This window comes from Jannaschia faecimaris, from assembly GCF_900107415.1.
Classification (GTDB): Bacteria; Pseudomonadota; Alphaproteobacteria; order Rhodobacterales; family Rhodobacteraceae; genus Jannaschia; species Jannaschia faecimaris.
Genome location: NZ_FNPX01000001.1, coordinates 267128 through 281910, shown reverse-complemented (window position 1 = coordinate 281910; position 14783 = coordinate 267128). Strand labels below are relative to the sequence as shown.

General features: G+C 62.8%; 12 protein-coding genes. 6 read left to right on the top strand and 6 right to left on the bottom strand.

The window, feature by feature from the left end; all coding sequences use genetic code 11:
* The first annotated feature begins 168 nt into the window (after nucleotides 1–168).
* Nucleotides 169–1059: a LuxR C-terminal-related transcriptional regulator gene (locus BLV27_RS01340; protein WP_092641134.1), complete on the top strand. Its 891-nt coding sequence runs from the start codon at nucleotides 169–171 to the stop codon at nucleotides 1057–1059.
* Here the strand turns inward: BLV27_RS01340 and BLV27_RS01335 are convergent.
* The 6 genes from BLV27_RS01335 to BLV27_RS01310 all read right to left on the bottom strand — a co-directional run bounded on the left by BLV27_RS01335 (nucleotide 980) and on the right by BLV27_RS01310 (nucleotide 7798).
* The gene (locus BLV27_RS01335) at nucleotides 980–2404 is read right to left on the bottom strand and encodes an oligosaccharide flippase family protein (RefSeq protein ID WP_280140281.1); all 1425 of its coding nucleotides are present in this window, start codon (nucleotides 2402–2404) and stop codon (nucleotides 980–982) included. The two genes, BLV27_RS01340 and BLV27_RS01335, sit on opposite strands and share 80 nt — an antisense overlap.
* Nucleotides 2405–2449: 45 nt before the next feature.
* Nucleotides 2450–3646: a glycosyltransferase family 4 protein gene (locus tag BLV27_RS01330; protein ID WP_092641128.1), complete on the bottom strand. Its 1197-nt coding sequence runs from the start codon at nucleotides 3644–3646 to the stop codon at nucleotides 2450–2452.
* Nucleotides 3643–4674 carry a UDP-glucuronic acid decarboxylase family protein gene (locus BLV27_RS01325; RefSeq protein WP_092641125.1) on the bottom strand — a complete coding sequence of 344 codons (1032 nt, stop codon included), beginning with the start codon at nucleotides 4672–4674 and terminating at the stop codon, nucleotides 3643–3645. Before BLV27_RS01325 ends, BLV27_RS01330 begins: the two co-directional genes overlap by 4 nt.
* A 50-nt stretch (nucleotides 4675–4724) precedes the next feature.
* A complete protein-coding gene (locus tag BLV27_RS01320) occupies nucleotides 4725–5423 on the bottom strand; it encodes a sugar transferase (protein ID WP_092641123.1) in 699 nt (232 codons plus the stop codon).
* Nucleotides 5420–6274 carry a WecB/TagA/CpsF family glycosyltransferase gene (locus BLV27_RS01315; protein WP_092641120.1) on the bottom strand — a complete coding sequence of 285 codons (855 nt, stop codon included), beginning with the start codon at nucleotides 6272–6274 and terminating at the stop codon, nucleotides 5420–5422. The genes BLV27_RS01320 and BLV27_RS01315 overlap by 4 nt, the downstream gene beginning before the upstream one ends.
* Nucleotides 6275–6526: 252 nt before the next feature.
* Nucleotides 6527–7798 (bottom strand): O-antigen ligase family protein, encoded by a 1272-nt coding sequence (locus BLV27_RS01310; protein ID WP_139176528.1) that lies wholly within the window; start codon nucleotides 7796–7798, stop codon nucleotides 6527–6529.
* 283 nt (nucleotides 7799–8081) lie between these two features.
* On the opposite strand from BLV27_RS01310, the gene BLV27_RS01305 reads away from it, so the two are divergent.
* The 5 genes from BLV27_RS01305 (at nucleotide 8082) to BLV27_RS01285 (ending at nucleotide 14737) form a co-directional block, all read left to right on the top strand.
* A complete protein-coding gene (locus BLV27_RS01305; RefSeq protein ID WP_170831314.1) occupies nucleotides 8082–9251 on the top strand; it encodes a polysaccharide biosynthesis/export family protein in 1170 nt (389 codons plus the stop codon).
* 31 nt (nucleotides 9252–9282) lie between these two features.
* Nucleotides 9283–10206: a glycosyltransferase gene (locus BLV27_RS01300; RefSeq protein WP_092641111.1), complete on the top strand. Its 924-nt coding sequence runs from the start codon at nucleotides 9283–9285 to the stop codon at nucleotides 10204–10206.
* Nucleotides 10203–11300: a glycosyltransferase family 4 protein gene (locus BLV27_RS01295; RefSeq protein ID WP_092641108.1), complete on the top strand. Its 1098-nt coding sequence runs from the start codon at nucleotides 10203–10205 to the stop codon at nucleotides 11298–11300. The genes BLV27_RS01300 and BLV27_RS01295 overlap by 4 nt, the downstream gene beginning before the upstream one ends.
* A gap of 105 nt (nucleotides 11301–11405) precedes the next feature.
* Nucleotides 11406–12554 (top strand): glycosyltransferase family 4 protein, encoded by a 1149-nt coding sequence (locus BLV27_RS01290; protein ID WP_211605469.1) that lies wholly within the window; start codon nucleotides 11406–11408, stop codon nucleotides 12552–12554.
* Nucleotides 12551–14737: a GumC family protein gene (locus tag BLV27_RS01285; protein ID WP_092641101.1), complete on the top strand. Its 2187-nt coding sequence runs from the start codon at nucleotides 12551–12553 to the stop codon at nucleotides 14735–14737. The genes BLV27_RS01290 and BLV27_RS01285 overlap by 4 nt, the downstream gene beginning before the upstream one ends.
* The last annotated feature ends 46 nt before the right edge of the window (nucleotides 14738–14783 follow it).

Here is a 14783-nt window from a genome sequence, read left to right as displayed (position 1 = left end):
CGCCATAATTATGAGACTGTTAACCAAACGAATCGCGCAGGCACAGGCGTGACGGATGGTGAGGTTGATCGAGCATCTTTTTGAGTAAGCCCGTCTCAGGACGTTCCTGATGGGTATTTTTTTATAGTGCGGATCGTATTAGTTCCGACAAGTGGAAGGTACAAAGAGATGACAAAGGAAAACAGCAGTTCGATGAAGTTGGCGCTGGAGAATGCGCCGGATCGGTTTGATCGTTCGTCCGTGACGCCGATTGCGTCCCGATCTGATATCCGGGAAGTGGTTACTCCGACCCGTGACCTGAAGCCCGCCTTCGACGTCTACATCGTAATTGATCGCCGCACGATGGAGCGTGCGTGTTTCGTCCAGTGTCTCACCAATCAGTGCAAGGGATCCGTCGTGCGCGGCTACGGTACGGTCGAGGAGTGGCAAGAGGAGTTCGGTTCCGCAGACGTTCGGCAGGTTATTCTGGCCAATCTCGGATCCAGTGAATTGTCGAATGATGATGTGCAAAGCGAATTGCGGAGCATTGTGGCACAGACAAACGGCGTTCCTGTCGTGGCGCTTGGTGCGGCCCAGGATATAGAGGCGTGTATTGCTGCGCTCGATTGCGGCGCGTCCGGATACATCCCCCCCTGCATAGAGTTCGAGGATATCGTCGAGGCGATCTGGCTGGCCGTATCAGGTGGTGTTTTCTTGCCGCGCACCAGCCTTCTTGCGATGCGCAAGGTGACCACCGACACAGTCGCCGGTCGGGCCAATGCGCTTGAAGAATTCACTGATCGGCAGGTCGCAGTGGCGGATGCCCTGCGGTGCGGATCGGCGAACAAAACCATCGCATACGAGCTGTCGCTGCGCGAAAGCACGGTCAAGGTCCATGTCCGGAACATCTTCCAGAAGCTGAAGGCGACCAATCGGACCGAGGCGGCTGTTCTCCTCAACCAGATGACGGGCTGGCCGGAAAAGTCTTCTTCGGCTGACGTCAGGACCGCATCAAAGGCTCACGCCTGCCATGCCGGGATGACTGCATCACGGACGACAGGGCAGTCAGCTCGGATTTGAGCGGATGATCTAGAAAATGAACGGCGCAGGCCCAACCGATGCCTGCGCCGATCCCGGCGACCAACAGAGAACCTGCGCCGAGGTTCGACCATGATTCTTCCGACAACAGAACCGCTGCGGGCATCGCGATAGTCGTGATCGTGATGCCAGCGCTGTGCATCATCCGTGCTGCAAGGTCCCCCCATTCGAACGGTACGTACCGACGGACTGTGGTAAGCAAGATCGCGACCTGCAGGGGTCCAGTCACAAACAGGCTCGCCGCCATTGCCTGAAGGCTGATCGTGGATGCGGCGAGCATGATGGCACAACTGGGGATCAGCAGGATCGCCATTGCCGTCGCCATCTGTGGCAACCGACCGCAGGCCACTAATGTCGGATAGCACATGTAGATCGGAAATACGCAGAACAGGGCAGGGGCCACAATCCGGACAAGAGGCACCACGTCCAGCCATTGATCACCAAGAAGCAGGCGTACGATCGGATCGGCAAACAGCGTGATCATCGCCAGCGCTGGCCATTGAAGCCCCGAAATATATGACAAACCGCGCAGGAAAGGGGCGCTCAGCGTCCCGTTCGCGCGCGCGTGATCTGCCAAGGCGGGTAGAAGAACCGGCTGCACCGCGCTGAAGATCAGGCGGTCGGGCAATTGCGCAATCGAAACCGTGCGCGCGAACAGACCGACAGCCCCCAACCCCAGGATCCGGCCGAGAATCAGCCGGGGGAAGGCATCGAGGATCAATCCAAGCATCGTCACGACGCTGGACCAAGACCCGAAGGCCAGAACCCTCCGCCAACCGTGTAAGCCAGGCCGGAAGATTGCGATATCGGGCCGGAAGAACGCCGCTCCGACTGCAGTAATTCCCGCCGATGTTACGCTTCCTATCACGAGGCTGAGTGGGCCAACTCCTGCCAGGGCCAACGCGATGGTCGCCGCGCCGTTGCCTAGCCCCGCGCAGATGTTGATGCTGGCGACCTTGCCGAACTGCATGTCACGCCGCAAAAGCGCCAGGAGCGGTGCGCTGATCGGGGCCAGAAGAAAGCCGACCGTTGCCACGCGTATCATATCGGTCATCGCCGGGTCACCGTAGAACCCGGCGACCGTCGGTGCACCGACGAAAAGCGCGCCCCCCAGCAAGAGCGAGAATGACGCGATAAGCGTGACGGCCGTTCTTGTCAGTCGTTGCGTCAGGCCGGTTTCGCTGATGAGAAATGCGCCGATGCCGAAGTCACGCAGCGCCTCCACCAGGACGACGAACGTGCTTGAGACGATGAACAGACCGATCTCCGCAGGCGTGAGGATGCGCGACAGGACCGCCATCGACAGGATCGCCACACCGACAACGATGGATTTGTCCGCAAACGCGAGTGCAAATGATCGACGAACGATTTTTCAGACCTTCCCTAATGTATCACGCGCGGCCACGCGGAATCTGCGTTCACGCAGATAGAAGAATGCCGTGCGGCACAATGGCCAGAAAGTCCCGGAGCGTCCGTTTCGATGGGTCACCGCCTCGTGACAGAACTGGGCGAACCGATCGGTGACCATGTCCAGCCCATGGTGTCGTGTCACGAAATCCAGCCCGGTGTCAGCCAGGTGGCGTCGCAACTCCGGATCCCAGGCAAGCTTGCCGATCGCGTCGGCCATCGGGTGATTGTCAGTTCCGCTGGCACGCTTTCCGAACAGACCGGACCGGAGAAATATCGGTGCACTTTCAGAATCGAAGATCCGTGCAAACCCCTGTCCGCCGACGACAATGACGGGTTTCGCGAAGGCCAGGCCGCGCAGGGCGGATGCCCCCATGCCCAGCACGACGTCGCTGGCCGCGTAGGCCGGACGCGGGTCGGCCATCGGACCGGTCAGGATGACCGCCAGACGGCCGAGATGTTCGTTCGCCTCGTCTGCGAGGGCCCGCAATTGCGTGCGGGCCGGGCCATCCCCGATGAGCAGCAGGCGCAACGGCAGCGCGGTTCCCATGTGTCGCACAGCTCGGATCGCACGGATCAAGGCGTCTGACCCCATCTCGGCCGAAGGACGCGATACGGAGACGAGCAGGATGTCATTCAACGCGATGTCGTGAAGTCGACGAAACTGCGCCGCATCAACCGCGTTCGGGGCGTTCGCGACAAGGTTCACCGGCGATGGCAACAGGTCGGTTCTGCGCCACCCACGTGCCTGCGCCAGTTCCTGTTGCGCGGGAAAGCCGAAGGTCGTCGGCACATCGCGTGGCAAAGCCCCGGTCAGACTCATCATCATGTCAGAAATGACGAGCGGCACGCCCATCGTCAGGTGCGTGCCGATATAGGCTTCCAAACCTTGCCACCAATCCCAGGCGTGGATCAGATCCGGCTCCTCCCGTCGCACAAGGTCGCGCAGGGCCCGCATACGGGCAATTGTCGGACTCAATCGTACATCGGGGGCCGGCGCATAGCGCAAGCCGCGCGCATTCGCCTGTTCCAGCGCGGGGCCGGGCGCGGCGTGGAGAACCACGTCGAACCCGTGCCTGTCGCACAAGGCAGCGGCCATTTCGATGGCATCGATCTGAGTCTCGCCCAGCTCCAGTCGGTGGGCGAAGACGATCAGCTTCACACAGTCTCCTTGTTCAGCGCCGCAGAACGGGCGCGGGCGCGGACGGGGGCAGGAAGGGGTCGCGCCTTCGGTGCGTCCTCGCCGGAAGTGAGATCGGCCTCGAAATACGCGATGGTTTTCGCCAACCCCTCGCGCAGTTCCACTGCCGGTTCCCAGTCCAGGTATTTCTTGGCACGGGAGATGTCGGGCCGACGTTGGGTCGGGTCGTCCTGTGGCAGTGGGCGTTCGACCAGTTGGGACTTGGATCCCGTCAACTCCAGAACAAGCGTCGCCAGCTCCCGCATGGTGAATTCGGTCGGATTGCCGATGTTGCACGGGTTCGGCACCGTGCTGGGCGCGTCCATCAACGAGATGAACCCACGGATCAGGTCATCGACATAGCAGAACGACCGCGTCTGCGATCCGTCGCCATAGATCGTGATCGGCTCTCCGCGGAGGGCCTGAACGATGAAGTTCGACACCACGCGTCCATCGTCGGCGCGCATCCGTGGTCCGTAGGTGTTGAAGATCCGCACCACGCGGATGTCGAGGCCGTACTGCCGGTGATAGTCGAAGAACAATGTCTCGGCGCAACGTTTGCCCTCGTCGTAGCAGGCGCGGGGGCCGACCGGGTTGACGTTGCCGAAGTATCCCTCGACCTGCGGGTGCACATGGGGGTCACCGTAGACTTCGCTGGTGGAGGCCTGGAAAATCTTTGCGTTCCCGCGCACCGCCAGATCGAGAAGGTTGAGCGCGCCCTGCACGTTGGTCCGGACGGTCTGAACCGGGTCCAGCTGGTAGTGGATGGGAGAGGCCGGGCAGGCGAGGTTATAGATCTCGTCGACCTCTGCGACCAAGGGGACGGTCACGTCGTGGCGCAAAAGTTCAAACCGGCGGTCATCCAGCAGATGTGCGATGTTCTTGCGGCTGCCCGTGTGGAAATTGTCGAGGCACAGCACGTCGTTGCCCGCTTTCAGAAGGCTCTCGCAAAGATATGAGCCTAAAAATCCGGCTCCCCCCGTCACCAGTATCGTCTTATCGGCACACATGGTCGTCTCCTTGTACTCAAAAAAGGAATCTTGGAAAATTGTAACTGCGGTCAGTAGGCACCCCGGCCCCGAAAAAGGGCCCGGAACGTGCGAAGCACGATCTTCAGGTCGACGCCCAGGGACCGGGTATCGATATAGCGTTCGTCCAGGGCCTGCTGCTCGGCGATGTCGCAATCGCTGCGCGCGGTGACCTGCCACAGACCGGTAATGCCGGGGGGAACCTTGCGCCGTCGGGCGCGGAACGAGGGCGGCATCGCGGCCAGGTGGTACTCGGGAAAAGGCCGCGGCCCGACGATGCTCATCTCGCCCGTCAGCACATGGATGAGCTGGGGCAGTTCGTCCACGCTGGATGAGCGCAGGACCCGGCCGACGAAGGGCAGAATCCGCGGATCGTGGCGCAGCTTGAAGCGGCTTTCCCATTCCGCGCGGGCGGCGGGGTCGTTCTTGAGGAGTGTTTCAAGCCGCGCCTCGGCGTCGCAGTACATCGTACGAAGCTTGAGCATCCGTAGCTTGCGTCCGCCCTGCCCCTCGCGGGTCTGGCGATAGAAGACCGGCCCTGGATCGGCGCACCAGATGGCTGCGGATGCCAGCAAGATCACCGGGGTCGCCACCACCAATGCGGGTACCGCGATAGACAGGTCGAACAGCCGCTTCGTGATGAGATAACCAAGAGGTTCGGAGCGTCGACGGGCAGCTGGTTCCGGTGTCATCCGACGGTCGGTCGGAGTTGGATGGTCGGCTCGCATCATGGCTTTCCCTCCTGCGATTGGATCGGAAAGCGGCGCAGTCCGGTTTTCTGAAGAAAGCGTAAAAACAGGTATGACGGCACAATGCGGGCATAGCGCCGCCAGAGCCTGCGCGGCTCGGTCAGCAGTCGAAACGCCCATTCTAGGCCCATGCCTTGCAGGACCGCCGGAGCGGCGCGCTTGTTCCCACCGATGAAGTCGAAGGCCGCGCCCACACCGATCAGAACGGCCGGATCAAGCCGATCGCGCATCGTGGCCATCCATCGCTCCTGCTTGGGCGTGCTCAGCCCGACCCAGACGACATCCACGCAGGCGTCATTGATGATCTGGGCGACGTGCGCCTCCTCATCGGGGGTAAGCTGGCGAAAGGGGGGCGCATAGCTGCCTGCGATCAAGGCATCGGGATACAGGCGCTTGAGGCTTTGCTGAAGCCGGGTCAGCGCCTCCGGTGTCGTACCGTACAGGAAATGCCGCATTCCGGTCGCGCAACCGTCGGCAAAGACCGCATGCATCAGGTCAGGGCCGTACACCCGACCTGCAGTATCGTGGCCATCGGCATGAAGAGCCCAGACAAGCGGCATCCCGTCCGGGGTCACGGCCATTGCGTCATTGTGGATCTTGCGGAGGGCGGGATCGCGCTTGCACTCGATGACGCCGTGCACACCGCAAACGCAGACATAGCCCCGCCGGTCAGTTGCGACTGCATTGCCGATCATCTCAACAGCAGCCGGAAGCGATAGTGCCGACACGGAGACGCCGAGGACATTCGTTGATCCGGTTTCGCGCGGGGCCGATTTGGCCGACGCGAGTTGGATCGCCTCGGGGTCGGAGGTCGGAGCGGCAATCAATGACATCGTTAATCCCTTGCGTTACAATATTAAGTTAGCGAAGGCGGTGCCTCTCTTGGAACTTGGAAGAACGATGAAATAGCGGCCTGTCCGATGGAGATACCCGCGTCGGAAGGTCAGCCCCCCGCATGCACTCCGGTGGAGCGGACCCACCGAAAGGCGGTGTTGAAAAGGCCGTGGGGTGGTGTTCGCCGATCAAGGAGGGCACCATCCGACCGAATGCGCGTCATGGCCGGTGCCGAAAAGGAGACGGTCCGGTCAAACTGTTTCCGGTGCCACCCCTCGGCGAATCCCCCCGCCGTACAGGGCGACGGAGGCGATCACAGTCATCATCAGAAGCCACTGGATATCGTTCTGCGCCAGGAAGCTGCTTTCGGACAGGTTCAACACGAGCATCGCCCCGATCGTCACATTCATCCAACCCCACCCCCCATCGGGCTGGTTGCAATGCAGCCATGCCGCGCGCCGGACCGCCGTCAGGATCGTCCAGGCCAAGAGGAACAAGCCCCCCGCACCAAAACTGAGCAATACATCGCGGAACCCATTGTGGGCGTGCGGTGGTGTCCATCGCAGAGTTTGGATGATGCTTTGCGCATCCGGATTCCACGGCACCCAGAAGGCCTGGTATCCATAGCCGGTCCAGAAACGCTCCGCGATGTAGACATCGACCAGCTCCCACAGGGGGACACGGCCCGTGAGCGTCGCATCTTTGCCCATGTGTTCGAGCAGGGGAACCAGTACCGTCCCGAGAAGCAGCAAAGCCACGGCCGCAAGTTGAAGCGCGACAAGGATCAGTACCGCCCGCCGCAAGCCCGATGCGCGCCGCAGGAGGGCATAGAACCCGGTCAGGATCAGGCTTACCGTCGAGGCGAACACCCCGGTGGAGGATGTGGACAGGGCCAGGCAGACAACGCTCATGCCCAGGAGCACGATGCCCGCCCGGCGCAGGTTGCGGGCACCGTCCCCGATCAATCCCAACGACAGGATGAATCCAAGGGATGACGCCCAGCCCAGAACGTTCTTGTGCGAGTAGACGCCCCGCAGTCCGGTACCGTCGGGCATCAGGGCAAACTGCGGAACAAGGAGCGCCGCAACCAGGCTCAGCCCGAGACAAACTCCGATCACGCTTGCAAACAGCACCAGGAGTTGCCGAGGCGTAAATCGGACGGCCAGGAAATAGGCCAGCACGATCGACGCCACGAGCGCCACCGCGCGCCGCATGGAAATCGACGGCGCGATGGACCAGACCACCGAGGCAAATGCCATCATGATCAGAATGACCATGGGATAGGTTCGCCGCATCGCCAACAGGAGTGGCCCCGGATGTCGCGCCAGAATCCCAAATGTGAACAGGATGACGGGCACCTGAAGCATCCGGAGAAGCGCACGCTCACCCCCGCCCAAAGTCCCTGAGATCGACATCAATAACAGTGGAAAGACGGCACCCGACAGAAGGAAGATCGACCCCGCCGCCCCGACCCATTCAATCGTGCGCCAATTGACCCACAGGCCGGGAACGTGACGGGACACGGAGGGATGGGCAATGTCCGACAAACGAGATCCTTCGGGTTCGGGGGTGGTGTCCGCCGACGGGCGGTCTGACCTTTACCCTGCCTTGTGCGGGGGCCTGAACGAAGCCCCACCTCCGCAGGATGACGGGCCGGACTTCTCCTCCGCTTGCAGGTGCGCCGACGACGAAAGGCGTAGGCATATGCGTCACTGCCTCCCATTGGAGACGTTCGCTACGGGCTCGTGAGCCGTTACGTTGATGGTGACGGGCCGTTCGGCCTGCCGGACAGGAGGCGACTCAACCATGAAACGGACTGTCGGTCAGTCGATATGGATCCGCGCGCTCGGTGTTGTTGCGCTGTTGTTCGCCATTACCGGTGCGGCGCAGGCCGAGACGACGGTGGAGCGGGGCGACGTCCTGTTCGTTAGTGTCGTGGGCCTGCCAGAGGTCGAGCGGAATGCCCGTGTCGATGCGGACGGTCGAATCAGCCTTCCGTTTATCGGAACAGTGGATGTGGCGGGAACTCAGCTCGGCGATATTCGTGAAAGCATCAAACAGACCCTTATCAGCAACAAAATCCTGCTTAATCCGTCTGTCCTAGTGGAGGTGGCCGTCTACCGTCCGATCTATGTCGGCGGTGCCGTCGCCCGCAGTGGCGCAGTCTCCTTTGAGCCCGGCCTTACCGTGCGGCACGCCCTTATTTCCGCCGGGGGACGGATCCGGTCTGCCGAGAGTGGCGCGGTCAATCCGGGCAGGGTCATCGAACTGGTGTCTCGCAGGCGCGCTACCATCTACTCTCTGGACCAGGTCGACAGCGAAATCGCGCGTCTTCAGGCGCTGCTGGCAGAGGATCCTGCCGAAAAACCACCGGAAGCGGACCTGACACCAGTCGATCGTGCCCTGCTGGATGATCTGGAGCGCACGCGCGACGCAGAAGTGGCCCATGCCGAGACGGCACTCGACCTGGTTGAGACCGAACGGGAGGTGCTGCGTCAGCAAGCCGAACTCCAGTTATCCGAACAGGACGTGCAGCAAGCCGAGGTCGAGCGGATGCGCGACCTTGTCGCCCGCGGTCTTGTCCCGGCCCCGCAGCTTTCCGACTTGCAACGCGAAAGTTCCCGCCTGTCGCGCGATATCCTGGACAACCATGCCTACTCCGCCCGCGCGGCGCAGACGACTGCCGATATCCTCTATCGCACCGAGTCGTCGCTTGCTGCCGCCCGTGTTGCCGACCGGGAGGCCTACCGTTCAGCGCTGGGCCGACGGGAAGCCCTTCGGGCGGAGCTTGAAATCCTGACAGGTCACCTGAGCGAGGTACGGTCCAGCACCGACACCAGCGAAGTGCCCGAAGGACAGATCGTCATCTATCGCCGAACCGGCGACACGACCGAGGAACTGAGTGCGTCCCCCGATACCGAGCTTGCACCCGGCGATATCGTCGAGCTGCGGTCCTTCGTGCTGCCGCGTGGATGACGGACGTTCAAACGAAACAAGGTTTCTCGTCATGACCGCCCCCTCGATCAGCGTCATCATCAATAACTACAATTACGCGCCCTACCTGAGCCGCGCCATCGAATCCGCGTTGGATCAGGCCGACGTTGCGGCCCAGGTCGTGGTGGTCGACGATGGATCCACGGACGCGTCGCGCGACTTGATCGAGAGTTTCGGCGACCGGATCAAACCGGTGTTTCAGCGCAATGCTGGCCAGGCCGCTGCGATCAACGCGGGCGTGAAGGCCAGTACCGGGGAGCTTTTGTGCTTTCTGGATGCGGACGACTGGTTCGCGCCGGGCAAGCTGTCGGCGGTGGGCGCGGCGTTTGCCGCCAACCCCGCCGCGGGTCTGGTGTATCATCGGTTGCAGCCCACGCTTTCGGATGGAAGCGCCGCCTTTCGCCCGATCCCGCGCAGTCTCTGTGATGGGGACTTGGCCCCTATGATGGCGCGAACGGGAGGGGTCTGGCCATTTCCGATGACGTCGGCCGTGTCCGTGCGCCGATCACTCTGGCAGCGCGCGGGGGACATCCCGCCAGTCCTGCGGATCTCGGCGGATGCCTGGCTGGTAGGGGTTTACCCGTTCCTTGCCGAAGTCGTCGCCTTGCCGGAGATTCTGGGCTGCTACCGCATTCACGACAACACGTGGTACCGGGCACAGGATGACGCAGCCATGTTGCGCAAGCGGATGTCGCATTGGCGTTTGACGATCGAGCTGACCAACGATTTTCTGTGCCGGGACGGCCTGCCCTGGCGGCTTGACCTTGCGGACCATCACGCCCACCGGGTGGCGCAGGCCAAGCATGACGGTGCATCGCGTGGCGACCGTCTGCGGCTTTTGGGGGCTGGGCTGCGCGACCGGGCTGAACCCAACTTCGCAAGGCGTGCGCGCGATGCGTTTCGCGCGTTCGGGCAGACCGCTGTCAGGCCACAATGAAGGTCCTGATGATCGGGTCCGAGCCCGCCGACTACGCCATCGCCTTTGCCAACGGTGTCGCGGCGCATGGGCCCCTGACACTTGTTCTGCCGCGCGCCCGGTTCGCTGATTTGCGTGACAGCCTTGATCCAAAGATCGACCTTCACCTGATGGATTGGCCCCGTCACCGCAGCTTGACCAACCCGGCCTTCCTGTGGCGGCTGACCCGGCTCATCCGCCGCGAGGAACCGGACATCATTCACCTGCTCAGTAATACGGCGCTCTGGCTGAATGCGGCCCTGCCGTTCTGGCGACCCGTTCCGCTGCTCACGACGGTGCATGATGCGCGTTTGCACCCCGGCGACCGGGACACCGCCACTTTGCCCGCTTGGAGCCCGCGCCTGATCGTGCGGCAGTCGGACGATATCGTGGTTCATGGCGAAGGGCTGCGCCAGCAGGCACTGGAGGCGTTCTCTCTGCCTCCGGACCGCCTGCATGTGCTGCCGCATCCGGCGATGCCCCGTTATGCGGAGTTGGCGCGCGCGCGGGGCCTGCGGCCACGGCCTCGGGGGAAGTTCAACGTGCTGATGTTCGGACGAATCTTCGCCTACAAGGGGCTGGACCTTCTGATGCAGGCGGAGGCGTTAATCGGGGACGATGTGCCTGACCTGTCCATCGTGATCGCCGGGCGCGGAGATGACCCGCATGATCTGTCGCAGATGATGGGTCAGTCCGCACGGTATGACATCCGCCACCGGTTCATACCGGACGCCGAGGTTGCGCAACTGTTCCTCGACGCTGACATGGTGGTCCTGCCGTACCGTGAGGCGTCGCAGAGCGGCGTCCTGCCCGTTGCCGCGACATTCGGCAAACCCGTGGTCGTAACGGACGTGGGCGAGCTGCGCGCCACGGTGGAGCCGAACGACATGGGTCTGGTCGTTCCACCCGACGATCCGGGGGCGCTGGCGGCGGCCATCGTGCGGATGGCACGGGATGACGCGCTGCGGGCCCGATGTGGTGAGGCGGCGCAGGAGTGGGCCGAAAGGGTCGTCGCACCGCCGATTGTGGGCGCGGAGGCCCGGCGGCTCTACGCCCGAATCGTTCAAACGGCCTAGCCCCCCATTCGAACGGACCACCGCGATATCGTGAAGGCGAATTGCCCCGATCCCGTCCTGCCAAGACACTCAGTCCAAGCATTTGAAACGACGGGGCCCGTCTTGTTGACGAATAAATCCAGACAACCGACAGCAGCCGGTCAGCCGAGCGTACGTCATTACGTTGCGGGCGGAGCGGAGCATGGCGGCGGAATCGGCCGACTTATCGGTTACATCCTCGGCGCTTGTGACGGGCGCGATCATCGCGTTACCGATACACGTGGCCCGCGCTGGTCGCCGCTGACATCGCCGTTTCGTCTTGGGGCTGCGGCCGCACTGATGATCGTTGATCGGGTTGTCGCGCCGCAACGCATCCATCATCTGCATATCGCCGGGCGGGGCAGCACGGCGCGTAAGCTGATCCTCGGGTGGCTTGCCCGACGGTTGGGGTGCGCGCATGTCCTGCACCTGCACGATTTCGACTACGCGCAGGATTTCCGCCGTCGCCCCCCGTCGCACCAACGTCTTATCCGCGACCTGTTCCAGAAGGCGGATCGGGTGATCACGCTGGGTCGCCGCGACGCCGGTACGGTCGTGGATCTGCTTGGGGTTCCGCAGGCGCGCGTGGATATTCTGCACAATGCCGTCCCAGACCCGATCCGGGGTGCCATCAAGGCGTTTCCCGATACCGGTAAGGACGTGGGAATTGTCTTCCTCGGCCAGCTTGGCGAACGAAAGGGCGTGCCGGAGCTTCTAAAGGCGCTGGCACATCCCAGCATGGAAGCCCTTCGCTGGCGCGCGGTTCTGGCTGGCGACGGGCCAGTCGACCTGTACCGGGCCAAGGCCGCCGAACTTGGCCTGACAAATCGTGTCACCATGCCGGGCTGGCTTTCGGCCGATGACGCCCGCGACCTTTGCCGCGACTCCGACATCCTGGTTCTGCCGTCCCACGGCGAAGGCATGGCGATGGCTGTGCTTGAAGGTCTGGCACAAGGGCTGGCGGTGGTTACGACCCCGGTCGGTGCACACGAGGAAATTCTGACGGACGACGTGAACTGCGCCTTCGTGCCGGTCGGTGATCCAGTCGCGCTTGCGCATGCCCTGGCCGACCTGGTGACCCAGCCGGAGCGTCGTAACCGCCTGGCCGGCTCGGGGCGCGCGTATTACCTGCGCGCGCTTAGCATGGAGGCCTACATGTCTCGCCTTGACGCCGTCCTCGCGTCAGTCCGGCCCGGACGCCTGGCTGTTCCGGAAGGACGGGGTCGAAGCGCATGAACCGCATTGTTCAGGATAGTCGGGCCCGCCTCTCGCTCGAGGCCCCCGAAGCTCCTCGCATTCGCGAGGCCGATATCGACATGACTGGGATTTTCCGGCTGATCCGTCGCAGAATCTGGTTCATATCCGCCGTCACCCTGGTTCTGACGATCCTTGCATTGCCCTTTGTCCTTGCGAGTGCCCCGAAATATCAGGCGCGGGCGCAATTCATACTGCAACAGGTGATGGTGGCCGACCCGCGGGCGGACGAACCTGTGCTGGACATCAACAACGAGGTCGAGCGTCTGCGTTCCCGCGCGATCGCGGACCAAGTCATCGCCCGATTCAACTTGCAGGATCATCCAGGGTTCAACCCTGCTGCCGATGAAAAGGGACCAATCCGGGCAATTATTGATTCCTTGCCGTTCGTGGCAGATGACGCCCCCCCGGAGGAGCCAGACAGCGAGGAAACCGCGGCCCGTGTCTTGGCCAGCTTCAATGGTCGCTTGTCGGTTTGGCGGCGTGTGGAGAGCCAAATGGTAGAGGTGCTGTTCACGGCGCCCGATCCGAAATTGGCTGCGGCGGTGCCGAATTCCATAGTCGAGATTTACCGTACCGACCGGGAAGCCGGGCACAAACAGCGCATTGCCGACGTTCTGGCCAGTCTTAACCAACAGATCGAGGCGCAACGGGAAGTTGTCGAGCGCCGTGTTGCCACGCTTGAACGATTCCAGGGGCAGAGCGGCGTTGTGTCCGTCGGGCGGGGTGCTGAACTGCTGTCGGCGAATGTTTCTCGGCTGAGCGAACAGATTAGCGAAATTCGGGCCGCTCAACTTGAACTGTCGGGGCGCGCGGCCGCCGCGGAGATGGCGTTGAGCGCCGGTGGCACAGCCGTCACAGACGAAAGCGAAGCACTGACCGAGATGCGCCAGCTTCTCCAGGCCCGCAAGCGGGAGTTGACGCGGATGCAGGCCAGCTACGGCGAAGCCTTCGGGGGTGTTCGCGTGGAGCAGGCCAGGATCGAGGAGTTGGAGACGGCGATCCGTGATGAACTGACAACGTGGATCGAAACGATGACGATCCAGCTCCAACAGCTGAGTGATCGGGAAGCGACCCTCCTGAAGACTCTCAGCGACAGCGAGGACGCCTTGGCCCGAACGTCGATGGCCGAATTGACGCTGGTCGATCTTCTGCGGCGCGCCGACGAACAGCGCGCCGTCCTCGACAGTCTGGAGGACCGGCACCGCTTGCTTGCAGCGCGCCTGCTGCAACCGCCGGTCGACGTGGAAATTCTGGCCCCTGCAACCGAACCGATCTGGCAGGAAGGACGCAGCCGCAAGGTCACTTTGGCCATCGCGGCTGTTGCCGCGCTGATCGTGGCGCTGACGTTGGCAGGCATCCTGGAAGTCATGGACCCCACCGTCCGGAGTCTTGAGCAATTGTCAGACGTTCCGGGCCTGACCCCCGTCGGTTCCTTGCCGCGCCCGAAGCTCCGCGCACGACTGCACAATCGACCTCAGGCTGACCCGGGGCTGATGGACGCGTTGCGAGGGTCTGTCGTGTCGATCAAGGCGGCGAACGACGGATTAATCCCCGACAGTCTTGCGATCATCGCAACCGAGAATGCGGACTCGATGGACCGCTTCGCCGGTCTGCTGGCTGCCGATATATCCGCCGAGGGGCATGGCGTTCTTCTGATTGACACCCGGCCCGCCCGCAACCGTGGCAAGACGGCGACGGTTCGACCCGACTCCGGGCTTGTTCGCTATCTGCGTGGTCCGCAGCGAAGCGAGCCAGCCACGACGGCCCTGTTGGACAGCCTCGTCATTCAGACATCGCACGAGGGTGTACTGCTGTTGCCGCGGGGTGCTGGACGTCTGCCGACGCTGCACGATGACAGCCGGATCGCACCCCTGATCGACTATGCCGCCGCACGTGGGCTGACACCGATCTTTCTGTGTCCGCCGGTTCTCAGCAATGCGTCGGTCATCCAGATCGCCGCCGCCGTGGAGAGCGTCCTGCTGGTGGTGACCTGGGGCAGTACGCGCGGCGCGCTGGTTCGCCTTGCGGTGGAGCGGCTGCGCACGGCGCGCAACGTCGCGGTCCTGGCCGTTCTGACCAACGTCAATCCGGGCCGGCAGAAACTCTACTCGTTCCGCGATTCAGCGACCTTCTCGGCGAAGGTTCCCGGTGAAAACTGGTGACGCGGATCGATCCTACAGCACAATCGAAACCTGAACAGAGGAATAC

What these genes read in the sequence shown, in the direction of transcription:
- BLV27_RS01320 (WP_092641123.1), bottom strand. Translation starts at nt 5,423, where the DNA reads ATGATGCGAGCCGACCATCCAACTCCGACCGACCGTCGGATGACACCG.
- BLV27_RS01305 (WP_170831314.1), top strand. Translation starts at nt 8,082, where the DNA reads ATGAAACGGACTGTCGGTCAGTCGATATGGATCCGCGCGCTCGGTGTT.
- BLV27_RS01340 (WP_092641134.1), top strand. Translation starts at nt 169, where the DNA reads ATGACAAAGGAAAACAGCAGTTCGATGAAGTTGGCGCTGGAGAATGCG.
- BLV27_RS01315 (WP_092641120.1), bottom strand. Translation starts at nt 6,274, where the DNA reads ATGTCATTGATTGCCGCTCCGACCTCCGACCCCGAGGCGATCCAACTC.
- BLV27_RS01325 (WP_092641125.1), bottom strand. Translation starts at nt 4,674, where the DNA reads ATGTGTGCCGATAAGACGATACTGGTGACGGGGGGAGCCGGATTTTTA.
- BLV27_RS01295 (WP_092641108.1), top strand. Translation starts at nt 10,203, where the DNA reads ATGAAGGTCCTGATGATCGGGTCCGAGCCCGCCGACTACGCCATCGCC.
- BLV27_RS01300 (WP_092641111.1), top strand. Translation starts at nt 9,283, where the DNA reads ATGACCGCCCCCTCGATCAGCGTCATCATCAATAACTACAATTACGCG.
- BLV27_RS01285 (WP_092641101.1), top strand. Translation starts at nt 12,551, where the DNA reads ATGAACCGCATTGTTCAGGATAGTCGGGCCCGCCTCTCGCTCGAGGCC.